The organism is Kangiella profundi (assembly GCF_002838765.1).
GTDB classification, from domain to species: domain Bacteria; phylum Pseudomonadota; class Gammaproteobacteria; order Enterobacterales; family Kangiellaceae; genus Kangiella; species Kangiella profundi.
The window spans coordinates 2398125-2422957 of the sequence record NZ_CP025120.1; the positions used below are offsets into that span (position 1 = coordinate 2398125).

At 45.4% G+C, this 24833-nt stretch carries 26 protein-coding genes; 12 read left to right on the forward strand and 14 right to left on the reverse strand.

Translation table 11 applies throughout. The features are described 5' to 3' along the window. Positions 1-219: 219 nt before the first annotated feature. The 5 genes from dnaK to hrcA form a co-directional block, all read right to left on the reverse strand. Entirely contained in the window at positions 220-2145 is a 1926-nt protein-coding gene (dnaK, locus tag CW740_RS11205; RefSeq protein ID WP_106647576.1) for a molecular chaperone DnaK, read from the reverse strand. 166 nt (positions 2146-2311) lie between these two features. Then, the gene (locus CW740_RS11210; RefSeq protein ID WP_106647577.1) at positions 2312-3028 is read right to left on the reverse strand and encodes a YebC/PmpR family DNA-binding transcriptional regulator; all 717 of its coding nucleotides are present in this window, start codon (positions 3026-3028) and stop codon (positions 2312-2314) included. An 88-nt stretch (positions 3029-3116) separates the two neighbouring features. Continuing rightward, the gene (locus tag CW740_RS11215; RefSeq protein ID WP_106647578.1) at positions 3117-3764 is read right to left on the reverse strand and encodes a HutD/Ves family protein; all 648 of its coding nucleotides are present in this window, start codon (positions 3762-3764) and stop codon (positions 3117-3119) included. 50 nt (positions 3765-3814) lie between these two features. Then, a complete protein-coding gene (grpE, locus tag CW740_RS11220; RefSeq protein WP_106647579.1) occupies positions 3815-4438 on the reverse strand; it encodes a nucleotide exchange factor GrpE in 624 nt (207 codons plus the stop codon). 58 nt (positions 4439-4496) lie between these two features. Beyond that, positions 4497-5525 carry a heat-inducible transcriptional repressor HrcA gene (gene hrcA / locus CW740_RS11225; RefSeq protein WP_106647580.1) on the reverse strand — a complete coding sequence of 343 codons (1029 nt, stop codon included), beginning with the start codon at positions 5523-5525 and terminating at the stop codon, positions 4497-4499. A 154-nt stretch (positions 5526-5679) separates the two neighbouring features. Between hrcA and nadK the strand changes: the two genes are divergently transcribed. Together nadK and recN are read left to right on the forward strand one after the other, a co-directional pair. Next, positions 5680-6555: an NAD(+) kinase gene (nadK, locus tag CW740_RS11230; RefSeq protein ID WP_106647581.1), complete on the forward strand. Its 876-nt coding sequence runs from the start codon at positions 5680-5682 to the stop codon at positions 6553-6555. A 40-nt stretch (positions 6556-6595) separates the two neighbouring features. Continuing rightward, on the forward strand, positions 6596-8254 hold the full coding sequence (recN, locus tag CW740_RS11235; RefSeq protein WP_106647582.1) for a DNA repair protein RecN: 1659 nt from the start codon (positions 6596-6598) through the stop codon (positions 8252-8254). A 36-nt stretch (positions 8255-8290) separates the two neighbouring features. Here recN and CW740_RS11240 read toward each other — a convergent pair whose 3' ends face one another. Beyond that, positions 8291-9058: a hypothetical protein gene (locus CW740_RS11240; RefSeq protein ID WP_106647583.1), complete on the reverse strand. Its 768-nt coding sequence runs from the start codon at positions 9056-9058 to the stop codon at positions 8291-8293. Between the two features lie 547 nt (positions 9059-9605). Continuing rightward, positions 9606-10007: a ferric iron uptake transcriptional regulator gene (gene fur, locus CW740_RS11245; RefSeq protein WP_018623861.1), complete on the reverse strand. Its 402-nt coding sequence runs from the start codon at positions 10005-10007 to the stop codon at positions 9606-9608. A gap of 123 nt (positions 10008-10130) precedes the next feature. Here fur and CW740_RS11250 point away from each other — a divergent pair, with 123 nt between their 5' ends. Next, complete coding sequence (locus CW740_RS11250; RefSeq protein WP_106647584.1) at positions 10131-10451, forward strand: outer membrane protein assembly factor BamE; 321 nt, start codon at positions 10131-10133, stop codon at positions 10449-10451. Positions 10452-10467: 16 nt separating this feature from the next. Here CW740_RS11250 and CW740_RS11255 read toward each other — a convergent pair whose 3' ends face one another. Both CW740_RS11255 and CW740_RS11260 read right to left on the reverse strand, forming a co-directional pair. Next, on the reverse strand, positions 10468-10710 hold the full coding sequence (locus tag CW740_RS11255; RefSeq protein ID WP_106647585.1) for an anti-sigma factor family protein: 243 nt from the start codon (positions 10708-10710) through the stop codon (positions 10468-10470). Further along, positions 10704-11354, reverse strand: a complete 651-nt coding sequence (locus CW740_RS11260) for an RNA polymerase sigma factor (RefSeq protein WP_106647586.1) — start codon at positions 11352-11354, stop codon at positions 10704-10706. The genes CW740_RS11255 and CW740_RS11260 overlap by 7 nt, the downstream gene beginning before the upstream one ends. A 178-nt stretch (positions 11355-11532) precedes the next feature. Here CW740_RS11260 and CW740_RS11265 point away from each other — a divergent pair, with 178 nt between their 5' ends. From CW740_RS11265 to CW740_RS11275, 3 genes are all read left to right on the forward strand, one after another. Then, a complete protein-coding gene (locus CW740_RS11265; RefSeq protein ID WP_106647587.1) occupies positions 11533-13053 on the forward strand; it encodes an FMN-binding glutamate synthase family protein in 1521 nt (506 codons plus the stop codon). Positions 13054-13067: 14 nt separating this feature from the next. Beyond that, entirely contained in the window at positions 13068-13658 is a 591-nt protein-coding gene (locus tag CW740_RS11270; RefSeq protein WP_106647588.1) for an HvfX family Cu-binding RiPP maturation protein, read from the forward strand. Positions 13659-13810: 152 nt separating this feature from the next. Further along, complete coding sequence (locus CW740_RS11275) at positions 13811-15004, forward strand: NAD(P)-dependent malic enzyme (RefSeq protein WP_106647589.1); 1194 nt, start codon at positions 13811-13813, stop codon at positions 15002-15004. A gap of 3 nt (positions 15005-15007) precedes the next feature. On the opposite strand, the gene CW740_RS11280 is transcribed toward CW740_RS11275, so the two are convergent. Further along, positions 15008-16030 carry an alpha/beta fold hydrolase gene (locus CW740_RS11280; protein ID WP_106647590.1) on the reverse strand — a complete coding sequence of 341 codons (1023 nt, stop codon included), beginning with the start codon at positions 16028-16030 and terminating at the stop codon, positions 15008-15010. A gap of 175 nt (positions 16031-16205) precedes the next feature. Here CW740_RS11280 and CW740_RS11285 point away from each other — a divergent pair, with 175 nt between their 5' ends. Next, on the forward strand, positions 16206-18005 hold the full coding sequence (locus tag CW740_RS11285) for a choice-of-anchor B family protein (RefSeq protein ID WP_106647591.1): 1800 nt from the start codon (positions 16206-16208) through the stop codon (positions 18003-18005). A 223-nt stretch (positions 18006-18228) separates the two neighbouring features. After that, a complete protein-coding gene (locus CW740_RS11290; protein ID WP_106647592.1) occupies positions 18229-19071 on the forward strand; it encodes a hypothetical protein in 843 nt (280 codons plus the stop codon). Between the two features lie 65 nt (positions 19072-19136). Here CW740_RS11290 and CW740_RS11295 read toward each other — a convergent pair whose 3' ends face one another. Further along, entirely contained in the window at positions 19137-20009 is an 873-nt protein-coding gene (locus CW740_RS11295) for a DUF4382 domain-containing protein (protein WP_106647593.1), read from the reverse strand. Between the two features lie 273 nt (positions 20010-20282). Between CW740_RS11295 and rph the strand changes: the two genes are divergently transcribed. After that, positions 20283-20999 carry a ribonuclease PH gene (gene rph, locus CW740_RS11300; RefSeq protein WP_106647594.1) on the forward strand — a complete coding sequence of 239 codons (717 nt, stop codon included), beginning with the start codon at positions 20283-20285 and terminating at the stop codon, positions 20997-20999. Positions 21000-21062: 63 nt separating this feature from the next. Further along, positions 21063-21569: a transposase gene (locus CW740_RS11305; RefSeq protein ID WP_106647595.1), complete on the forward strand. Its 507-nt coding sequence runs from the start codon at positions 21063-21065 to the stop codon at positions 21567-21569. 58 nt (positions 21570-21627) lie between these two features. On the opposite strand, the gene CW740_RS11310 is transcribed toward CW740_RS11305, so the two are convergent. The 3 genes from CW740_RS11310 to CW740_RS11320 are packed head-to-tail and all read right to left on the reverse strand — an operon-like array spanning position 21628 to position 23347. Then, positions 21628-22110: an FKBP-type peptidyl-prolyl cis-trans isomerase gene (locus tag CW740_RS11310; protein ID WP_106647596.1), complete on the reverse strand. Its 483-nt coding sequence runs from the start codon at positions 22108-22110 to the stop codon at positions 21628-21630. 2 nt (positions 22111-22112) lie between these two features. Beyond that, positions 22113-22541 (reverse strand): MAPEG family protein, encoded by a 429-nt coding sequence (locus tag CW740_RS11315; RefSeq protein WP_106647597.1) that lies wholly within the window; start codon positions 22539-22541, stop codon positions 22113-22115. 23 nt (positions 22542-22564) lie between these two features. After that, the gene (locus CW740_RS11320) at positions 22565-23347 is read right to left on the reverse strand and encodes an SDR family oxidoreductase (RefSeq protein WP_106647598.1); all 783 of its coding nucleotides are present in this window, start codon (positions 23345-23347) and stop codon (positions 22565-22567) included. Positions 23348-23563: 216 nt separating this feature from the next. Between CW740_RS11320 and apaG the strand changes: the two genes are divergently transcribed. Then, complete coding sequence (gene apaG / locus CW740_RS11325) at positions 23564-23941, forward strand: Co2+/Mg2+ efflux protein ApaG (protein ID WP_018623846.1); 378 nt, start codon at positions 23564-23566, stop codon at positions 23939-23941. A 5-nt stretch (positions 23942-23946) separates the two neighbouring features. After that, on the forward strand, positions 23947-24756 hold the full coding sequence (locus tag CW740_RS11330) for a symmetrical bis(5'-nucleosyl)-tetraphosphatase (RefSeq protein WP_106647599.1): 810 nt from the start codon (positions 23947-23949) through the stop codon (positions 24754-24756). The last annotated feature ends 77 nt before the right edge of the window (positions 24757-24833 follow it).

The following is a 24833-nucleotide window of genomic DNA, read 5'->3' on the forward strand; positions in this document are numbered from 1 at the left end:
GAGCTAATCTAAGCTATCTAATAAGCGAAATATTTGGTTCGAGAGCAAAATAATAAATTTCTTACATAACTTTCAAACTAACATCTAGCATTCTCTAACTAAGTACTTTTGGGTTCTGACGCGGCGCAATGTTGGTTGAGACGCGGAATGCACACATAGTGCCTGAGCATCGAAACCAACATTGCAACAAAGTCAGAAGCAAAAAGGGCTAGTTAGAGTTTATTGCTTTTTGTCGTCCTTAACTTCCGTAAATTCCGCGTCCACGACATCATCACCAGCATCTTTAGCCTGCTCACCACCGGCCTGCTGGCCAGCTTCCGCTTGCGCCTGAGCATTAGCATACATACGTTCTGCTAATTTTGCTGATGCCTGGCTTAATGCTTCAGTTTTAGCTTTGATATCGTCGATATCATTGCCTTTGATAGCTTCTTCCAGTTCTTCAGCAGCTTTCTCGATAGCTTCTTTCTCGCCATCTTCGAAAGTGATGTTTTCATCTTTCAGTGACTTGCGAGTTGCGTGAACTAAGCCATCAGCCTGGTTGCGCGCTTCGACAAGCTCCTGGAATTTCTTATCTTCTTCAGCATGCGCCTCAGCATCTTTAATCATTTGCTCGACTTCTTCGTCGCTCAAACCTGAAGAGGCTTTAATCTGAATCGATTGCTCTTTACCAGTTGCTTTGTCTTTCGCTGATACGTGCATGATACCGTTCGCATCAATATCGAAAGTCACTTCAATTTGTGGCATTCCGCGTGGCGCTGGAGGAATGTCCGCCAGGTCAAAACGACCCAGTGACTTATTCTCAGAAGCCATTTTACGCTCACCTTGTAATACATGAACCGTTACAGCGGTCTGGTTATCTTCTGCTGTCGAGAAGGTTTGCGATGCCTTGGTTGGAATCGTTGTGTTTTTCTCAATCAGCGGAGTCATCACACCGCCCATGGTTTCAATACCAAGCGACAGTGGAGTTACGTCCAATAACAATACGTCTTTAACGTCGCCTGATAATACTGCACCCTGAATCGCAGCACCTACTGCAACCGCTTCATCTGGGTTCACGTCTTTACGTGGGTCTTTGCCGAAGAAGCCAGCTACCGCTTCTTGCACTTTAGGCATACGGGTTTGACCACCGACTAGAATCACGTCATTAATTTCAGATGTTGATAAACCTGCATCTTTAAGCGCCTGCTTTACTGGCTCCATGCTGCGCTCAATCAAGTCTTCAACTAGCGCTTCTAATTTTGCGCGAGTCAATTTCAAGTTTAAGTGCTTAGGACCTGTTGCATCCGCTGTGATGTATGGCAGATTGATTTCTGTTTGCGTGCTTGACGACAATTCAATCTTAGCTTTCTCGCCTGCTTCTTTCAGACGCTGCATGGCAAGCGCATCGCCTTTCAGGTCGATACCAGAATCTTTCTTGAACTCTGCTGCCAAGTATTCGATAACGCGCATATCGAAATCTTCACCACCCAGGAAAGTATCACCGTTGGTCGACAATACTTCGAAGGTATGCTCGCCATCAACTTCAGCAATTTCAATGATAGAGATATCGAATGTACCACCACCTAAGTCGTAAACAGCGATAGTGCGGTCACCGCGCTCTTTGTCCATACCATAGGCAAGGGCAGCCGCAGTTGGCTCATTGATAATACGCTTAACATCTAGACCCGCGATGCGACCAGCGTCTTTAGTAGCCTGACGTTGTGAGTCGTTGAAGTAAGCAGGAACCGTAATAACCGCTTCTTTAACTTCTTCGCCCAGAAAATCTTCCGCTGTTTTCTTCATTTTCTTGAGAACTTCAGCAGAAATCTGTGGCGGAGCCATTTTCTTGCCATTGGCTTCTACCCAGGCATCACCATTATCAGCTTCGATAATTTTGTATGGCACCATACCCTTGTCTTTTTGAACGACGTCGTCTTTAAACTTACGACCGATCAAACGCTTAATAGCAAACAGGGTATTTTGCGGGTTAGTTACCGCCTGGCGCTTAGCTGACTGGCCGACCAAAGTCTCGCCATCAGTAAAAGCAATAATAGATGGGGTTGTACGCGCACCTTCAGAATTCTCGATAACGCGTGGCTTGTCGCCGTCCATTACGGCAACACATGAGTTTGTTGTACCTAAGTCAATACCAATAATTTTGGCCATGTTACTACTCCAAAAAAGACGTTAAAACTTGCTTGAAACATATATGGGGTGCGGGTTTTGGAGATCAACCCCTTGAACTTACTTTTTTTGGGGTTAATTTTGGAGTAACTAAGAAGTTAGATAACAATGGCCCCTGCCGGAGCCATTACTTAATATGGTGATGTGATTAATACTCAGCGTTGTGATAAATGTTCTGAACGTCGTCCTGATCATTAGCCATGTCGAGAAATTTCTCGAACATTTCCAGGTCTTCACCTGAAATCTGAGTCATGACTTTTGGGACAAACTGAATTTCGTCAACTTCAAATTCGATTTCACCAAAATGCTCCTGGAGCGCCTGTTTGGCTTTGAAGTAATCAGTTTGTGGGGCAAAAACAGTGATTTTGCCATCCTCATGTTCGATGTCTGTTACGTCTACGTCAGCCATCATCAAGGCTTCCAACGCGCCTTCTTCATCATCACTCTTGAAAACGAAAATTGCGCTATGGTCAAACATATGCATGACGCTGCCTTCAGTACCTATCTTGGATTTGGTCTTAACGAAACACTGGCGTACTTCACCAAAGGTACGATTTGGGTTGTCAGTCAAGCAGTCCACAATCACCATCACGTTTCCTGGGGCATAACCTTCATAACGGGCGACTGCGAAGTCTTCTCCTGCACCGCCCTGCGCTTTATCCAGAGCTTTCTGGATGACGTGTGCCGGAACCTGATCGCGTTTTGCTCGATCCATTAGAGAGCGTAGGGCCAAATTACTTTCCGGCTCGACGCCACCCTGTTTCGCACAAACATAGATTTCGCGGCTGTATTTACTGTAAACCTTGGCATTTTGATCCGAGGTTTTAGCCATTGATTCTTTACGGTTCTGGAAAGCGCGTCCCATTGATTGATACCTTTTACTAAAATTGTATTTCTATAAATGTCTTGGATCTTGGCGCTTTACAGTTGCGCCTTGCCTGAAGCACCGAAGTTTACTCCTCTGCGGGATTGGTGCAAACTTTTTTCAACGCAACCACAATGGCTTGTTTGCCATCCACATCAATGGATAGCTTGGTTGAAAGCGATACCTTCGGTTCTATTTTTAATAAATGCCCTGACTGTAACAGTATCTTTTCTGCCTCGGTTTCTTGTTGAAGACCACTCACCTGGCAGTCGCCGTTAACCGCGTAGACAAAATTAACATCTGCTAGTGGGAAGTCTTCTATCAACCCATCATCTGTTAATACTTGTGTCTTAACCTCAAAAGCACCCTGCTTCACCATCAGGTTAAAGTCAGTGATAGGACCATCAGTTAAAGTAGCGTTAGTTATGAAGCCACCATCGAAAGTGGCTAAATCTAAGGGTTTTATCAATTTGTGAGAGCTTACTTTTTCAGCATTAGCAATCTCAGAGCTGGGCTGGTGGGTAAGCTTAATACCATTTCCGGTAAGCAAAAAAAGATAGCGTTGGATCCCTGTAAAATTTGAAAAAGCGCCATCTTCAGTCACACCAGCAATGCTCAGTCGCCAGTCAAAGTCGTTTACATCTCCACCATCGCTAATTGCTAATTCAGTGGTCAATCCTTTGCCGTTTTTCCAAGGGATCTGTTTGAACCGTTGCGGAGGTATTATGGTAAACAATCAAAAATCCTTGGTTTTTAGTGACTAAAGCTGACTAGAAAGTTAGTCAACTACTGAGCGACCACCACACGCGCTGGACGAATCAAACGCCCATTTAACGTATAACCTTTCTGGAATACATCAATCACAGTATTCGACTCATGCTCAGGGCTTGGCACCATGGTCATGGCTTCATGCAGCTGTGGGTCAAACACTTCTTCTAGCGGATTCAATTGCTCAACCCCAAACTTCTCAAGCGTTGAGAGCATCATTTTCAATGTCAATTCCATGCCATCCTGAATCGCTTTGCTCTCTTCGTTTTCTGCTTTTAATTGCAAACCTTGCTCGATGCTGTCAACCACCGCCAATAACTCAGCAGCAAATTTTTCGATCGCATATTTACGTGCACTAACCACATCGTTTTCAGCTCGGCGGCGAATATTCTCAGCTTCGGCTTTAGTGCGGAGCGCTAAATCTTTATTGTCAGCAGCTTCCTGGCGAGCAGCTTCTAGTGCAGCTTCCAGCTCGGCTAACTGACGGTCTTCTTCAGTCATATCTTCAAATACCTGACCGGCATCCGCAGCTGGTTGCTCGGTTTCATTCTGTTCAGCTTCTGTCGCTTCTTGCTCGACAGCATTTTTAATTTCTTCAATCTTCTCTTCAACCGATTGATTTTTATTGTCTTTTTCAGACATTAGCACTCTCTCCGACTATGCGTTCAATGAATTCTGGAATTGGCGGATATATTAGGGTTTAGCTGTCCTTTTTCAAGGCCGAACTGATTAATTTGGCCGTGATATCAACCATGGGTATGACTTTATCGTAGGCCATGCGAGTTGGGCCTACCACAGCCAGAACCCCAACCGCCTTGCCATCAATCGAATAAGGCGCGCCCACCACACTGCATTGTGAGAAGACATCATAACCCGATTCCTCGCCAATAAAGAGCTGAACTCCATCGGCACTAAGACACTTATCCAGCAAGGTTAACATTTGAGTTTTTTCTGCGAAGGCGTCGAATAGAGATTTCAGATCGGAAATATCGCCAGTGTAATTCAGGAGCTGAGACTTACCGGTCACCTGCACTTCATCATCATTATCATCTTTGGAAAACCCTTTTTCGGCTACTTCCATCATCGAAGCCATCATGGCATCCATCTGTGCACGGTCACTTTTCAGCTCCTGCAACAGCTCCTGCCTAACGGTGTTAAGTTCCTTTCCGGCAAAGTGGTGATTGACATAATTGGAAGCCTGCTGCAACTCATCGCGCGACACTTCCGAGTCCAGCTGAATGACTCGGTTCTGTACTTCACCATCATCTAAAATCAGAATCACTAGAATCTTGTTCTGTGATAAGGGCAGGAACTCGACATGTTTCACCCGAGTGACATCACGGCTCGGCACCCGGATAAGTCCTGCCATATTGGTCATGTTGGATAGCATTCGACTGACGCTGGCCAGCATTTCTCCGGTTTCCGAGGCACGTCCCAATTGTTCCTGCAATTGCTTCAAATATACCTCTTCCACATTGGAAACCGTCAGCAACTGATCGACAAAAACTCGCACTCCCTGCGCTGTCGGAATACGCCCCGCAGAAGTATGCGGCGCCGTTAGCAGGCCCATGGCTTCCAGATCCTGCATCACATTGCGCACAGTGGCCGGACTTACCGCCAATCCGGTCTGTTCAAGCAGCCTTTTAGAACCCACAGGCTGGCCAGTGGCAATGTAGGATTCCACCAGGGCTTTCATCAGTGTTTGTGCGCGTTGATCAAATTTAGACATAGTTGCTATTCAATACATAATTCCTAATAAGGATAAGGCATCTGGGCATGGCCCGTCGATAAAACCACAAATTATGGCAGACGACTTGCCTATTTGCTCCATATATTCTTAAATGTGGCTCAATATGACAATTACAAGTAACTGACCACTTATCATGCCGTCACACCTGAATTTTGCAACCATTGGCATCATGGGTAAGCCAAAACATCACGAAGTTGGCGAAACCATTGTCACCTTATTCTCCTTTTTGCAGGAGGAGCAATATTCAGTGCGGGTTGAAGAAACGGTTGCTAATGATCTGTCTGTCCCACATGAATTTCAGTGCGACTGGAAAACACTCGGCGAAGAGTGTGACCTCATCATTGTTGTCGGTGGTGACGGCAGCATGCTTTATGCCTCTCGCCTTATGGCACAATACAATAAGCCGCTACTGGGTGTGAACCGCGGTTATCTCGGTTTCCTGACGGATATTCAGCCACAACAGGTTACCGAAAAAGTCAGCGAAATTCTGGCCGGTGATTACACCGAAGAGCGTCGCTTTTTACTGGAAGCCAATATAGATGGCGATGATCGCTACAGTGATGCACTGAATGACATAGTGCTCTATCCTGGTGAAATTTCGCGAATGATTGAGTTCGAAGTCTATATTGATGACTCATTTGTTTACAGCGCGCGCGGCGATGGCCTGATTATATCAACCCCAACCGGCTCCACTGCCTACTCATTATCCGCTGGCGGCCCGATTCTATCACCTTCAATCAACGCCATCTCTTTGGTACCCATGTTTCCTCATACCCTGTCCAGCCGTCCGATTGCCATAGATGCAGACAGCAAGGTCGAAATTGTATTCAGTAAATCGAATCCGCATGAAGCACGATTAAGCTGCGATGGCCAGGTGCGTTTCCCCATACAGCCAGGTGAGAAAATCTGCGTTCGCAAACGCAAAGAAGACTTGTGGTTATTACACCCAAAAGATTATGATTACTTCCGCTTACTCAGAACAAAATTAGGTTGGGGCTCAAAGCTCTAAGCTAGGCCTCATGACCAGCTATAACAACTGACAACACGCTATGCTAACCAGTATTCACATCAAAGATTTCGCCATTATTGACCAACTGGATCTCGACCTGAAATCCGGCATGACTGTCATTACCGGGGAAACCGGTGCCGGTAAATCGATCATGGTCGATGCACTGTCTTACGCGCTCGGCGAACGCGCTGACAGCGGCGTGGTGCGCAATGGTGCCAAGCGTGCGGAAATCAGCGCTTACTTTGATATTAAACAGTTGCCACACGTTAAAGACTGGCTGGAAGAACAGATGCTGGATGATGATGACCACTGCATTTTACGCCGGGTCATCAACCATGATGGCCGATCAAAGGCCTTCGTTAATGGCCAGCCGGTCAATCTGGCTCAGGTTTCTGAACTGGGTGACTTTCTAGTTGATATTCATGGTCAGCATGAGCATCAGTCTCTGTTTAAACCTCAAGTACATCTTCAGCTGCTTGATCGCTATGCGGGACTCACTGAACAAAGCGCTGAATTGGCCAAAGTCGCCAACAAAATTAGTAGCATTTCTGGCAAGTTAAAAGCATTTCAAACTGCTTTAAAAGACAAAAATGATCGCAAGGATTTGATCAGCTTTCAGCTTCAGGAGCTGGAGCAGGCACCAATTGATAAAGCTGCTGATATTGAGCTTGAACATAAACGTGCCGCTAACGCCAGCCGCCTGCTGGAAAAAGGCCAGCAAAGCCTGGCCGCTTTAAGCGAAGATGATGAGAATATTTCATCCAATCTTGGCCGAATTGTTCATCAGATCAGCGACATGCTAGCGGTTGATGAAGGTCTAAAAAATACTCATGACCTATTGCAATCGGCCTTGGTTGAGATTGACGAAGCCAGTCATGAACTTCGAGATTATCTGGAAGGGCTTGATATTGATCCACAGGCTTATCATGAGCTTGATCAGCAAATTTCAGCGTTACATGACCTGGCACGAAAACATCAGGTCAGCATGGAAGAGTTACCGCAGACTTTACAAGCTTTACAACAAGAGCTTGAAGATCTGGAGGGTGATGAGCAAACCTTCGATGATCTGGAAAAAGAATTGAACAAGCTTGAGAAACACTACCAGGAGCTTGCCAAAAACCTGAGTTCCAAACGCCAAACGGCAGCCAGAAAGCTTAATCAGGAAGTGGTTAAATTAATGCAGCAACTAGGCTTGGGTAATGGGGTCTTTGAAGTTGCCTTTAATCAACAGGATGCAGTGTCATTTAAAAGCACCGGATTTGAAACCGCTGAATTCATGGTCAGCACCAATCCGGGACAAAAACCGATGCCACTACGCAAAGTTGCTTCCGGCGGTGAATTGTCGCGCATCAGTCTGGCTCTTCAGGTCATTAATGCACAAACAACCCAGCTACCGACTTTGATTTTTGATGAAGTGGATGTCGGCATTGGTGGTGGTACTGCAGAAATAGTCGGAACATTACTGGCAGAGCTTGGCAAGAAAGCACAAATCCTTTGCGTCACTCATCAGGCACAGGTCGCTGCTCAAGGCCATCATCACCTTCAAGTCAGCAAGTCGCAGGACAAAAAGGCTACGCAAACTCAGCTACTGGAAATTACCGAAACTCAACGGATTGAAGAAATTGCTCGTATGATAGGCGGTATCGAAATTACTGATACCATTCGACAGCATGCCAAGGAACTGCTGAAGACCGCATAAAAAAGAGCGGCAGTGCCGCTCCTTTTTTTATACTTGTTATTCTTTGTTGCTCATTGAAAGCTCTGGATGATGACGATAGATACTGTAATGAGTATCGCTATACTTTTTACTGAACCGATCAAAGATTTCATCAACCTTTTCTTCCGAACCTAAATGTTTCTCGGCCAGCTCACCAAAGCTAGGTTCTGGTGGCTGCATATCTGCAAAGTTTTTAAATGGAAAGGCTACCTGCAGCTCATTTGAACCAGTGACATTATAAGTCCAGCCCCAACTGCGATCCCATTCTATGGCTTTTGCCAGATCGCTTATTTCTTTCACTGAACTACTGATATCGGAGCCCGGAATGATGTGGTAGCTTCTGACTCCAACATAACGATAAGTTTCATCATCCTTCCAGTGGCTATTTTCCATATCGACCCAACTGTAGTGATGCGCATAACGCTCTACATATTTACCTGCTCCTTTATCCCAATTAGCCATAACTTTTGAATCATTGGCCCATTTGGCATAGTCGTCCTGATCTGCCCATTTAAAGCAGCAATAACGAATGATATAACGATTGAAGTCTGAGCCGGTATGCGGGGTATAAACTTGCCAACTTCTGGTATCACCCGCTTTTTGACGAACTTTTATGTGTGCCTTAAATGCTTCCTCAAACTCTTTTTCCGAGCCTGATTTAACATCCATAACCCACATACTGACCAGCGCGGGAGGCTTTTCTTCCGCAGCAAATGCAGTTAGTGGATATAGTAGATATGCCAGGAACGATATAATCGCTAGCTTTATGAGAGACTGCTTGTACATGGTAAAACTCCTTGTTAGTTGTTTAGTCCATCCCCAGACAAGCACAAGCTACAGGTATCAAATCGATACCAAAGTAGCCAATAGCATACTTACAACTGTACAAAAATCAATCAATTAAGCGAGATTTTACAATCGCTTGCTCCTAGGGCACGAGGTAAAGCGGTTTTGAAGAATATAGAGCAGATTCCGTGTCGTAGCACGGAATGACAAGCTTGATGAAGAGTGTTTGAAATTTGAGCGCTTAAAATGTGGATTTTCGCTCAAGAGCAAGCCGCAAGTGGTGAAAAAGCGGAGACGACCTGTAGTTCATACGAGTTAAACGCAGGATTTTCTTTCCAGAACTTTATATCAGTAAGATTAAAATGAGGATTTTGCTAGAGAGGGCGCGGCAAATTCACCGCGCATCGAAGGAGTGCATATTAAAAATATAAAATGTGGATTTTCGTTCAAGAGCAAGGCGCAAGTGGCGAAAAAGCGGAGGCGACCTTATAGGTCGTTGAGTATTTTGTAGCCACTTGCAACACAGCTATTGAGTGAAAAGACCATTTTACTTCTTGTTTTTGACGTAGAGGACCAAACTGTGATCCACAATTTCCACCCCATGCTTCTCAGCAATTTTGTGCTGCAGCTCCTCTATTTCTTCGCTGAAGAATTCAATGACTGTACCGTCATCAACATTGACCATGTGATCGTGATGCTCGCCATCATCGATTTCAAATACTGAGTGGCCACCTTCGAAATTATGACGGGTGACGAGTCCTGCTGACTCAAATTGGGTGAGTACTCGATAGACAGTTGCCAGACCTACATCATCTCCGGCTTCTAGCAATAGTTTGTATACGTCTTCCGCGCTAAGGTGACGATCATCGGAACTTTCCAGGATTTGTAATATCTTAACCCTCGGCAGGGTGACCTTTAATCCGGCTTTTTTTAATTGCTGATTTTCCAAAAACTCATCCTCCAATAGATTTGCGCGGCAAAATGATTATACTATGCCAAGAATTTATGAAAAGCCATTCAGTATACTTGCGAATGGTTATTTCAGCAAAAAACACTAACTATCAGGATTTTCATGAAAACTATTTTTCTTTCTGCGCTTTTGATTTGTTTCAGTTTATTAAGTGCTTGTGTTTATAAACCAACCATCCAGCAGGGTAATATTCTTGAGCAGTCTGAAGTGAATAAGATAAAACCCGGTATGACCAAGGACCAGATTTCCTATGTTTTGGGCAACCCTGCCTTAAACACCAATCTCAATTCAGACACCTGGTACTATCTGTATTACATGGTGCCATCAAGTGGTGATAAGCGCGAAGAGCGTCTGATTCTGCATTTCAATGGTGATGTGCTGCAATCAATGGAAGGCACTATTAAGCCTGAAACTGAGGAATAATCATTAATGATTTCTTTCATGAACCCTGCTTCGGCAGGGTTTTTTGATACTCTTTCAATAGATGATGACACATGGCTTCAGGCGCCTCGTGATGATTTTTACGACTCATCATTGCGATAGTCAGCTTCAGTTGCTTTAAATATCGGCGGCAGCTCACGCACACAAACAGGTGCAATTTAACCTGAATTCTTTTACCCATGGTCATTTCATCATCAATGTAATCACTGGCCTGCTCGACCAGATGTTTGCAACTCAACATTCGCCTGTCCTCTGAAATTTTGCCACCACCTGCTGAATTTTGTCGCGTGCCCGGTGCAATAGTACTCTGGCATTGGATGAACTGACTTCCAGAATGTTACAAATTTCTTCAAATTCCAATCCGGCTGAATCGCGCAGTTCCATAATGTTTTTCTGTTGTTCTGGTAATCGGCTTAAATGCTTATCCACACAATCCTGCAGCTCTTTGGCCGCCAGCAATTCATCGGGAGATCCTATATCCCATGAAGGATTTCGTTGATTCCAGTGTCCACTGCCATCAAAACGTGGATCGGTGCCTATTCTTGAGTCCGTCGCCCAGTGCTCATCTACAGCCTCCATTGATACAGAACGCGATTCTTTGCGATACCGGTTTTTGGCTTCGTTAGCTACGATTCGCGTGACCCAGGTTTTTAGGGCAGAGCGCCCTTCAAACTTCGGAAGCGCCTTAATAACCGAGAGCCATGCTTCCTGCACCACTTCATCGGCAATTGAATGTCCAACGATGGCTGCTGCAACACTATACAGCGATGGGTACCAGGCTCTGACGACTGCCATGAATAGCTGCTGATCATTGCCAATAAGCCTCTGAACGAGCTCAGACTCTTCTGGTAGTTCCTCGGATGTGGATGGATCTTTATGATGCATTGGGCCACTTTTCGCTTAAGACTTATACTTTTGACAATCATTCACACAACAATAACGGTATTAGAGTAACAATACGCCCAGTTATTACATTTAGCTGGCAATTGCAGTTTTCATTATCAATAGTATATTGAATACATCATCCTGTCAGCGCCTATCGCAAATCAGCCAAAGGACTAGTATGCAAACAGAAGGTTTTATGTCGTTTGTCAAAACCACTATGGAGTGGATAGCCGGATTCTTCGTGGTCGCGGTTATTTTGCTGCTTCTGACCATCATTGTGTTTTACATCATTGATTCGACTCAGAAGAAACACGCTATTCGCCATAACTTCCCAGTTATTGGACGCTTCCGTTATTGGTTTGAGCACCTTGGCGAGTTTTTCCGACAGTATTTTTTCTCGATGGATCGGGAGGAGTTGCCTTTTAATCGCGCTGAACGCACCTGGGTTTATCGCGCAGCTAAAGATATTAGTCGAACTCAGGCTTTCGGTTCGACTCGCAATCTCAATCAGGTGGGAACGGTTTTGTTTATGAATGACCAGTTCCCAACTCAGGAGGAAGACGCGGTTGAGGCGCCTCCTGTGATGATTGGCCCCTATTGTCGTACCCCTTACCTTGCACAAAGCTTTTTCAATATTTCCGGCATGAGTTACGGCGCACTTTCTAAAGTTGCTGTTGAAGCCTTGGCAAGGGGCGCCGCTCGTGCCGGTTGCTGGATCAATACCGGTGAAGGTGGTCTTTCTCCCTATCATTTAACCGGTGGTGGAGATGTGGTATTTCAGATTGGAACTGCCAAGTATGGAGTTCGCGATGCCGAAGGCAAGCTGAGTGATGATAAACTCAAAGAGGTGGCCGAACACCCGCAAGTAAAAATGATTGAGCTAAAACTGGCCCAAGGAGCAAAGCCAGGAAAAGGGGGGATTCTTCCAGCTGAGAAAGTTAATGAAGAAATTGCTAAAATTCGTGGCATCCCTGCAGGTGAAGCCTCAATCAGTCCTAATGGTCATAGGGAAATTCATACTGTCGGCGACTTATTGGATTTAATCAACCATATCCGTGAGATTACTGGCAAGCCGGTTGGTTTTAAAACGGTGCTTGGTAGCGAGCATTTTCTCTTTGAGCTGTGCGCTGAAATTCATAAAAGAGGCATCGAATTTGCGCCCGATTTCATTACGGTAGACAGTGCTGATGGAGGTTCAGGTGCTGCGCCCCAGCCGTTGTTTGACTATGTCGGCTTGACCCTTAAAGAAAGCCTGCCTATGGTAATTGATATTCTACAACAGCAAGGCCTACGTGATCGTATCAAGGTCATTGGTTCAGGCAAGATGATAAACCCATCCATGGTCGCCTGGGCTCTGGCCATGGGTGCGGATTTTGTGCTGTCTGCCCGCGGCTTTATGTTTGCCCTTGGCTGCATTCAGGCTATGCAGTGTAATAAGAATACCTGCCCGACTGGCGTCACCACCCATAATCCGGATCTACAAAAAGGGCTCGACATCACAGACAAATCTGTTCGTGTCTATCATTATCATAAGAATATGGTGAAAGCGGTGGGCATGATTGCGCACTCCTGTGGGGTCAAGGAGCCACGCCAGCTCAAACGCCATCATATGCGGGTTGTAACAGAATCCGGACTTTCGACTCCAATTGATAAAGTTCATCCTTATCAAGAAAACAAGATTCCGACCAAGAATCTATAAACAGGAGCTAATCCATGCAAACTCTAGCCGATAAGTACTACAGTTTTACCGGTGCCGTATGTAACTCGGTCAAACACCTTGATGGTTTACCACCGCTGATGTTTCGTCTTTTATTATTCTTTCCGTTCTGGGAAGCGGGCACACGCAAATTTGCCAATTTCGAAAGCACTGCCAACTGGTTTGGCAATAGTGAATGGGGATTAGGTTTGCCTTTTCCTGAGGTCATGACCTTTCTTGCCGCAAGCGCAGAAACCGTTGGAGCAATTTTATTACTGATCGGTCTGGCTGTTCGCTGGATTACCATCCCTCTTATGATAACCATGCTGGTCGCCATTTTTGCAGTGCACTGGGATAACGGCTGGTTTGCGATTGCTCAATCCACCGATCCTGAAATATCAGAACGACTGGCCAGGGCAAGAACCATTCTGCAAGACCATGGTAATTACAGCTGGTTAACCGAAAAAGGTAATATCGTTATCCTGCAAAATGGTATCGAATTTGCAGCAACTTACTTTATCGTGTTGCTATCGTTGTTCTTTACTGGTTCAGGCCGTTACTTCTCAGCCGACTACTGGCTGAGCAAAGCATTTCCCCATAAAAAATAGCACAGAGTTATAGTGGCCAGCGAAAGGTGAAAACACACCTTGAACTGGCCCAATTAATTAGCCACAATCTCGATGATTCCCTGCTAATCCGACCACAAATCCCTTACAATAAGCGTATCATTGCAGCCATTTATCGCGAACCAAGCTAACTTATGAGCGACTATTTCAAAAAATCTTTAGATATTCACCGTTATTTACGTGGCAAATGGGCCATCAAGAGCAAGGTGCCATTGCAAAACCGTGAAGACCTATCCATTGCCTACACTCCGGGTGTAGCCGCAGTCTCTAATCATATCGCCAAAGACAAAAACTCCAGTTACCTCTACACCATGAAAGGTAACTCGGTGGCCATTGTCTCCGACGGTTCGGCGGTATTGGGGCTTGGCAATATTGGTCCTGAGGCTGCCTTGCCGGTTATGGAAGGCAAGGCCATTCTGTTTAAAGAATTTGCCGATATTGACGGTGTGCCGTTAGTCCTTGATGCCAAAGGTGCTGCAGAAATCATTACCGCAGTAAAAGCCATCGCCCCAACGTTTGGTGGTATCAACCTTGAAGATATCGCTGCTCCCAAGTGCTTTGAAATTGAAGAGGCCTTGCAGGATATCGGTATTCCGGTTTTTCATGATGATCAACACGGCACCGCGATTGTATTGTTGGCAGCCTTAATCAACGCCTGCAAAGTCACTGGCAAAGACATCAAAGAACTTAAAGTGGTCATCAATGGCGCTGGTGCAGCCGGAACTGCAATTGCCAAATTGTTGCGTTGCGTGGGTCATGATGAAGCAGCCTGTATTCCTGTCGAAGATGTTCTGGTCTGTGATTCTCAAGGAATCATTTCTCCGGATCGCTCTGACCTGAACGAAGAGAAGAAAAAACTTCTGGCTTACACCAATCGTCACAACCGCGGTGGCAAGCTGCTTGATGCCTTGAAAGATTCCGATGTGTTCATCGGCGTATCAAAAGGTAACCTGCTAACCGGAGACGATATCAAGTTAATGAATGAAGGCCCGATTATCCTGGCAATGGCCAACCCCATTCCAGAAATCATGCCTGACGAAGCCATAGCCGCCGGCGCTTCAGTGGTTGGTACAGGTCGCAGTGACTTCCCGAATCAAGTTAATAACGTACTGGCTTTCCCGGGGATCTTCCGAGGTGCACTTGAAGCGCGCGCTACCCGCATTACCGAGGCCATGAAAATTGCCGCTGCCTATGCGTTAGCCGATGCAGTGAATCATCTGGCAGCCGACCATGTGTTGCCTGATCCGCTCAACCGCAACGTAGCACAAAAAGTTGCCGAAGCGGTCAGAGAGCAAGCCATCAAAGATGGCGTTCAGCGTCCGCTATAACCCTTATTCACAATTCAGCAATTTCTCGACAGCCCGAGTAATCAGCTCGGGCTGCTCCATCATTATCAAATGCTCCTGGCTTTCTAATGGCCAGTAAGCACCACATTGACTTTTCTGCGCTAATGCAAAAAACCAGTCACGTCCTTCATCTCGCCACTGAACGATTGAGGCTTTCATTGATTCATCTTCAATCTTGGGTAGGTACGCTGTTTCAAAGTCACTATCGATCACCACCAGCGGTAAGCTTTCTGGCAAAGGGTGTTTTTTTGCTTGCGAAAGATCGTTGCGGTAATGAGTTGTTTCTCGAAATTTCTCCAGCTGAAAACTTCGGGTGTTTCTGATCGATTCTATGGCGTCGTAATAATCCCAATTCATGTATTCCTCAAGATTTTCAGGAATTAATGTTTTTACATGCTCTCTCTCAGCAATAATCTTTTGCTGAATATTTTCATCGTACTGACCCGATGTTATGTACTGCTCTATCTCTTCCCAGCCTTCTCGATAACGTTCAGTTTCTGTGGAGTAGTGTTTTATGGAGTGTTCGGTTAATACATCAGGGTCAATCAATACTGCACCTTGGATGTATTGTGCTGCTTCTGAATTTTGCAGGGTGGTATGCAGTGACAGGTTTGAACTTGCAAAAGCCACAATAATCACCGGCTCTCGCTGTTGTCTGATGAAACTTGATATGTCTTTGCCAAACTGTTGGTAAGAAGGTTTAGCAACGGGATCTGACCAGGCGTGTCCGGCTCGGTCTACGGCAACCGTGTAATAATCTTCTGCAAGCACATTTTGCGCTAACGCCCACCAGCCACTATCACTATGCCAGTTGTCGGTTGGACCTGATAATAACAGTAGATAAGACTCTGAAATTTCAGGATTTCCTAATTTCCGAATATGTAGACTGTGGCCATTAAGATTTATCAGCTCACTACCCTGAGGTAAAACCTCTATTTTGTCGGTTAATTGAGCTTTAACCGGCCCTGCTAATTGTACAAGCAACACTAAAAATATGATGCGCACCATGGCTAACTCCGAACTTCTGTACCAGTCCTCATTCTATGTACTAAGCCTCTGATTTAATGCAGATTTCTGTAACAGATTGTAACTGTTCAGCGTCTAATTGTTTTAATGTGATATTGTCGTAAGTTCGGATAACGTTTCTCCGATAGATTCACATGATAGAAGCGGGGTAGCTCACATGAAATCAATAATTACAGTCACAGGAAGTCTTGGGTTAGTACTCATCTCTTTACTGCACCCACCAGTTTCGGCCCATAGCGGCTCGCATCCGGTGCGTTATGTTGCAGCCAACGGCACCGACCAGGGTGATTGTTCCAAACCTTCTGCACCTTGCGCCAGCATTGCTTATGCGGTCAATCAGTCCAGCAAAGGCGATAAGATTTATGTCGCATCAGGCACTTACCATGCCGGCGAGATGGATATCTTTTATTTGCTTAATGACATGGTCGCAGTGAAAGGCGGTTTTTCTACTAAAGATCAATTCGCCAAACAGAATCCTGAAAAACACCTGACAACCATAACTGGCATACCTGCTGAGTATCGCGAAAAGCTAGACAGTAAAGGATTTCATTTACTGCAGGATGCCAAGGGTCTTCCAGAACAACGTCTCAAGCCCGAATACCTCAAGCTACTGGACCGCTATCAGAAAATTACCACCACTTTTGAGAAACAATTAACCTGCTCAAGTGGTCAGGCTGGTGAATACCCTTGCCGCAATGTCGATCTTGAGTCACACCTGCCCTTAAGCCAATTGAGCTCCACCCCTTCCAGTGCCAGTGATATCTGGGGTTATGTGGATTTAAACAATAATCGTGAATATGCGGTAATGGGGCTATTCAACGGAACCGTATTGATTGATGTTACTGATCCGGTTAATCCGATCGAGGTGGGTACGGTAACTGGCGCAAACAGCACCTGGCGTGACGTTAAGGTCTATCAATATTTCGACGACGCTGCCCAACAATATAAAGCCTACGCCTATGTCACTACCGAAGGCCAGGGTGGGTTGCAGATTATCGATCTCAGTAATGCGCCTGAATCAATTGAGCTGGTAAATACTATTAATGTATTCCAGACCGCGCATAACGTTTACCTGGGTAACATCAACTACGCTGACGGAACTGCGCTTGATGGTCATGCAGCCTACCTATATATCGCAGGCTCCAATCTTGACAACGGCTCCTATCGGGTGTTTGACCTAACTGATCCGGTCAATCCAACTCTTGTCACTACTCCAAGTTCTGCTGGTTATGTCCATGATGCAACCAATTTAATCATTGACGATGCTCGTACCGCACAATGTGCAGACGGCCATAACCCCTGCGAGATTTTCGTGGACTTCAATGAGAACACGGTTGATATCTGGGATACCACAGATAAGTCTGCTCCCTTCAAAATCAGCAGCACCAGTTATGCTGGGGCAAGTTATACCCACTCCGGCTGGTACTCCAAGGATAAAAACTACATATTTATTCAGGATGAGCTGGATGAACGGAATCTTGGAGTCAACTCAAGACTTTATGTCATGGATATTCAAGACCTGACCGCTCCAAGAGCCATTGGTTGGTATGAAGGTTCAACTAGAGCCATTGACCATAATGGTTTCACTCTTGGCGATAAGTACTATATGTCTAACTACAAGCGTGGTTTAACCATTCTTGATGTATCGGATCCAACTGAACCTAAAGAGATAGGTTTTTTCGATACCTATCCAATTCCTGAGGCCAATGACCCACAGTTTGACGGCGCCTGGGGAGCCTATCCATATTTACCCAGCGGCAATATCCTGGTCAGCGATATTTCCAATGGCTTATTCGTATTGAAGGATAATAGTCAGCTTGGTGACACCGTCCCCCCAACACCACCTACTCCTCAGCCAGAACCCGATTCAGGCGGTGGTGGCGGTGGCTCGACGCCATTGTGGCTACTATTAGCATTAACACTGCTCGGCTTAAGACGGAAACTTATGCCACAGTAAACATCTCCTCAAGGAGGAGCAAGTCTGGGAAGCGCCGCATTATGCTGCTATCCATTGCTGGAAATCCTACCCCTCCAAACCTCTGGCAGGATGGGTAGCAGCGCGGCCCCAGTTGCTCTTTTTTCTTTTGTTCAAATCAAAACTGCTGCTCAATCTACAAAGCTTTTTGAGGAATTCTATATAACCTCTTGCTAGGATAATCTAATCATAGCGAGGTAACTCTATGAAAAAATTAAATCTTTCTATCTATATTTTAGGTTTATTGCTGGCTTCCTTATTGGCTGGCAGCAAAGCTTTGGACCATTTTGGCGAAGAATATGCCAATGAGGCTTTAAAACGCGCTTTAATTTCCTTTGCGGTTGCCCGAACTCTCAATGGCCTTATTTCGGTAGCCCAGGAGGCTGAAATTGCCATGCAGCCAGCTGGTGTTGGGCTGAATGTGTCACCCGGGGAAATTCTTGATCCGGTGAACGATCTTATCGAGCGTTTTTCATTGGTTATGCTGGTGGCCGCATCAGCCATTGGCGTGCAAAAACTTCTGCTCGCCATTTCCGCCTGGGATCTGTTCAACTATCTGGTGATAGGCTTCTGGATCATTTATGGCGTCATGCTGATCGTCAAACGAAACAAACCCAAAGGCTTACACCCGTTATGGCATAAAACGGTTATCTTCCTGATATTGGTTCGATTTGCTACACCGGCCATGGCGCTGACTAATGAAGGACTTTATCAGTTATTTCTGGCAACTAATTACCAGCAGGCAACAACTGAGTTAGAGGGTGTCAGCCAGACCATTGAGAACAATACGCCAGAACAGGATGCCGCAAGTCATCAGGAAAAGTCGGCCTATCAAGGTGCAAAAGAGTGGTTAAGTAATGCGATAAGCCAACTGGACATCAAAAAACAGATCGAAGCCTACCAAGCTGCTGCTGAACGCGCCAGTCAGAATGTGATTGAATTAATCACTGTCTTTATTGTGCAAACGATTCTGTTTCCACTGTTTTTCCTTTGGCTTATCTATCGCTCCGGGCGTGGACTACTAAAAGGCTCAACTCCATCAAACTAAAGTTAGATCCATCCATAAAAAAAGGTCGGTAAAAACCGACCTTTTTTTATACTTACAGCGACTAATTAGAAGTCAACAGTAGCCGTTTCATCCACAGTAACCGTAACATTCTGTGTAACACTAAAGTTGATTGTGTCGTCCGTTTCCGGATTGTCATTAGCTGCTTCACAGGTAAAGGCTAGAGTGTAATCACCGGCCTGAACAAAACCAATTTCATACTCATACAAACCATCGGTATTCATCTCAACGGTTGTAGTGGTAATTGGCTCTGGTTCGTTAGCGTCGATGTCGTCTGTTTCAGCATCATAGCCAGCAAACAGATAAACACCACTGGTTTCAGAGCAGCCCTCTGCATTGAGTAGATTTTCGTCAACTAAGCCATTGATATGGCCAACTTCTAAGTTATCAACGATACGTAACGTTGGACGCAGGAAGTAATCACCACTACCATTTTGAGGTTCATGCACAGACTTTCTTAAATCAAAATCAATGGTGAAGTCTGTAATACCGCCCGCAGCAACGGTAAACGGACGATTAAGCTTTAATCCAGTTTGCGCCCCACTTGGGACATACAATGAATATCTTGCACCATCAATATCGATATAGGAGTCAGTCACTCCCTGATTAGCGTTCACTTTCAGTCGAATCCACTGATATTGACCTGCATTAACCGTAGTTTCAGGCAGTAGCTCAAGTGATTCATCGCCTGTAAGCTGCAATAAGTCGATGGTTTTCGGCGTATCAAAATCGAAATTCAAGCGCTCGCCTGGGCCTTGAACCTCAATACCGGTAAACTCAACAACAACAGCTTCTGCACCGTCCACAGGTGCGTCAGTAATTGCTAATGCTAATTTACCGCTCTCGGGATCATCATCAGATTTGCAACCAGCCAACGCTAATAAAACACTGGCTAGTACTAAGCCATGTTTAAATTTCATAGTTATTTACCTCCACTTTTGAGTGAGAGCTAGGTTAGCGCAACAGGTTTGGATACATTGTGATACAAATCGCAAAGCCAACAGAGCTCGCCGAGGTTGTCACTAAAACTGTGAGCAATGTCAAAAATACTGACAATCAACCTCACAAAACAAAAACTTATATCACTGTAATAGTCTCCCTTAAGTCTATACCTTACTCCTTTTACCATAGGAATATCACTGGCTTTTTCGTATAATTGCGCCTCTTAACTCCATCCAAATATAGGGATTCACATGAGACCGAGTGGCCGCACAAGCAATCAACTTCGTCCAATTACCATCACGCGACAATTCACCAAGCATGCAGAAGGCTCTGTTCTTATCGAGTTCGGTGAAACCAAGGTTCTTTGTAATGCCAGTGTGGTTGAAGGCGTTCCTCGTTTCCTGAAGGGCAAAGGGCAGGGTTGGGTCACCGCAGAGTACGGTATGCTTCCCCGCTCAACTCATTCTCGCATGGACCGTGAAGCTTCACGTGGTAAACAGGGTGGGCGCACTCTGGAGATTCAGCGTTTAATCGGTCGTTCTCTGCGCGCAGCAGTTGATCTGGGACAGTTGGGTGAAAATACCATTTATGTAGACTGCGATGTAATCCAGGCCGACGGCGGCACCCGAACAGCCTCCATTTCCGGCGCTAGCATTGCCCTTCATGACGCATTATTCCATATGCGTAAAACAGGCATGATTAAAACCAACCCTCTTCGTCATATGGTTGGCTCAGTATCGGTAGGCATTTATAAAGGCACCCCAATCCTCGACCTGGATTACATTGAAGACTCATCTGCCGAAACCGACATGAACCTGGTTATGGATGAAAATGGTGGCTTCATTGAAATTCAAGGCACAGCCGAAGGTGAAACCTTCACTGGCGATGAATTAATGCAAATGCTGGAATTAGGAAAACAGGGTATTCGTGAAATATTTGACCTGCAGCGCAAGGCCGTAGCGGTTTAATTTCTCACAATAATCGGTAGGGGCAGACCTGTGTGTCTGCCCAAATCACCTAAGGACAACACAATGTTTCAGGAAAGAAACAGTCGCTCTATCCGCTTATCAAATTATAATTACTCCACTCCCGGTGCTTACTTTGTAACTATTTGCGCTCAAGATCACCTTTGTTTATTTGGAAATATCAATAATAAGGGCGACATGTTGCTTAATTCAGCGGGCTTTATGCTAGAGCATTGGTACAAAGAACTTGCCAATAAATTCAAAGCTTGCACTAAAGATGTATTCGTCTGTATGCCAAACCATGTTCACTTTATTGTCCACTTAGGGCAGACACACAGGTCTGCCCCTACCAATTTATGCTCACTTGTCCAGTGGTTCAAAACAATGACTACAAACAACTATATTCGAGGCGTAAAAAATAAAGGTTGGCCACCATTTAAGAGTCGATTATGGCAGAGAAACTATTGGGAACGAGTAATTAGGAGTGAGGAAGAACTGGATAAATACCGAGGTTACATCAAAACCAATCCAATTCGTTGGCATCTTGATAAATTAAATCCCGATAATTTCTGATTAACAAAGGGCAGAGACACAGGTCCGCCCTTACCAGCTCATTCAAATAATAATTTTCCTACTCCCCACAATGACCATGATGGTGGACGTGACCATGTGCCACTTCCTCATCTGAGGCCTTGCGAACGGACAAGATTTTCACTTCAACTTTAACGGTTTGACCCGCCAACGGGTGATTAGCATCTATCACCACCTTATCATCATGGATTTCGCGAACCACCACAGCATGAACACCATCACTGCTTTCTGCAGCCAGACGCATGCCTTCACACAAGTTCTGTACTTCTGCAAAAGCTTCCCGTGGTACCTCTGTTCGCAGGTCATCTTCGTACTCACCGTAGGCTTCATTAGGCGGTAGTTCTACTTTAACCTTTTGCCCAATTGCTTTGCCGGTCAACTCCTTTTCTAGCCCAGGCATCACTTCGCCATATCCATGCAAGTATATCCAGGGGCCACCCTCTGCGGAGCTTTCCCAGACCTGCCCTTCCTGATCCATTAACTTATAATCCAATTCAACAACGGTATCTTTTTCAATATTCATAGCTAAAACTGGGTTCCAAAAATTAGGTTTGATGCCAGCACCAGCCACAAAGCAGTTAACGTTATAAAACTTAGAATGAATGCAGTAAAGCGGTGCATAACTTTGTTGTAGCTACAATGAATAACGCTATGAGCGATTCGAAAAGCGACGAAAGCCCAGGCGAGGGCAACCATCAAGGTTGAGCTGTTGTTGGTCAGCATGCTGGTAAAAATGGCTGCATAAAAGAGGATAGGCAGTTCGAACAAGTTCATGTAATTATCCGACGCGCGAGTATCGTCGAAATGCTCAAGACCACCTTTTCTAGAGTGCACCTTCTGCGGATGTATTCGCTCTGCTTTCATGTAGCTGACGCGACGACGGTACATCACGATGGCAACAATGATCGTTAAAAAAACCATTGCAACTAATGGCAAAATAATAGGTTGGGTCATTTAAATTCCTTAAGTTAGATTACTTAACCAAGCACTTTATCAATCGCCAGTGCAGCCCAAGCCTGCGAGGTTGGCATTAATTCGATACTATTGATATTGACGTGTTGCGGTTGCTCAGCAGCCCACAAAACTGATGCCGCGATATCTTCAGCAGTCAATGGGTTCGCCCCTTTGTAAACATTGTCAGCCTTATCTTTGTCACCATGGAAGCGCACCAAAGAAAACTCAGTTTCGGCAAGGCCCGGTTCGATATTGGTGACACGAACCTGAGTGCCCAGTAAGTCGGCTCGCAAGTTTCGGCTGAACTGTTTTACAAATGCTTTTGTTGCACCGTATGCATTACCACCGGGATAAGCATAGTTGCCAGCAATTGAACCAATATTGATAATGTGTCCAGACTTGCGCTCCACCATGCCAGGCAGAATTTTTCGAGTCATCAGATACAGGCCTTTAATATTGGTGTCCACCATACGGTTCCAGTCAGTTAAATCAGCCTGATGCGCCGGTTCAAGTCCCAATGCCAAACCTGCATTGTTAACCAAAATATCAATTTTAGAATACTCTTCAGGAATAGCGTCAAACATGGAGTTAACCTGTTCTTCCGATGTCACGTCCAATGGCAGAACAATTACTCTATCTTCGCCAAGCTCCTGCTTTAACTCCTGTTTCAAATCATCCAGTCGTTCTTTTCGTCGAGCTGCTGCAATCACTTTACAACCCTTTTGAGCAAATGATTTTGCACAGGCCAGGCCAAATCCAGAGCTTGCCCCAGTAACCATTACCGTTTTATCTTTCAGATGACTCATTGTTTACTACTCTTCTAATGCCACATTGAATTGCTCGAATATTAGCACAGGCTTATAGCTTTCACATCGGCAAATCCCGCCCTAAGGGCAACGGAACTCTTGATCGAGGGTTGCGCCATCCCCATGAACCATAGACAATGCAGTTATAATGAGTAATCCCACATTGCTCATTCGTACTTTCACATTCTCGTAAATTAATAAGACACAGAATAGATAATGACTCAAGAATACCAATTTCAGATTAGCGTTCAGACACAATATATTGAAGAACAGTCCGAGCCAGAGAACGAACGCTATGTTTTTGCCTACACCATCCAGATCACCAATACTGGCTCTCATGGTGCTACATTGAATGCCCGCCACTGGGTAATTACCGATGCCAACGGCGAAGTCACCGAAGTCAAAGGTCAGGGCGTAGTCGGCGAACAGCCCTATATTGCCCCCGGCAAAAGCTACGAATACTCGAGTGGTGCAGTTCTTAATACTCCAATCGGCACCATGCAGGGCAGCTATCAGATGGAAACCGATAGCGGCACCCAATTTGATACACCGATCCCTGTATTTAGCCTTGCGGCTCCCGGAGCACTGCACTAGATTTTATGGCGACTTACGCAATCGGTGATATTCAAGGTTGTTACGACGAATTCCGCCTGCTCCTAAAGAAAATTCAATTTAACCCAGCACACGATACACTGTGGTTAGCCGGTGACCTGGTCAATCGCGGCCCCAAATCACTCGAAGTGCTGCAATTCGCATACGAGCATCAGGATGTTTGTCAGCTGGTGCTTGGCAATCATGACTTAAGCATGCTCGCCAGTTTTTACACCAAAGCAAAACTACCGAAGAAAAGCGATCTGCATACCATTTTCGCTGCCGATAACATCAAGAAAGTAATGAAGTGGCTGCGTAAACAGCCGATGGCAATTTACGACAAGAACCTGAATGCCCTGATGACCCATGCTGGTGTGCCGCCACAATGGGGACTTAAGACAACGCTTGCCTGTGCTTATGAGCTGGAAGAAGTATTGGCTAAAAAAGCTAGCGCAAAAGACTTCTTCAAACATATGTATGGCAACAAGCCAGCTCTTTGGAGTAATAAGCTTGAAGGTATCGAACGCCTCCGTTATATCACCAATGCACTGACTCGAATGCGCTTTGTCCATCACGATGGCACCCTGGATTTCAAAAGCAAATCTTCACCAGGTAAACAGGCCAAGGGATTATTCCCCTGGTATGAGATGACAGAAATCGGCCATCAAACCCGACTGGTTTTTGGCCATTGGGCGGCACTGAATGGAAAGTGCCCGATACCTAACTTACACGCTCTTGATACTGGCTGTGTCTGGGGCAATAAGCTCACTGCGCTACGGCTTGAAGACGAAAAGCGCTTTAGTGTTAAAGCGCTATAACTTACCCTGCTTGATACGCTATCGCCAATCCCGCCAAAGATAGGTACAATTGCCCTTTTCGCCCATAATAATGGGCT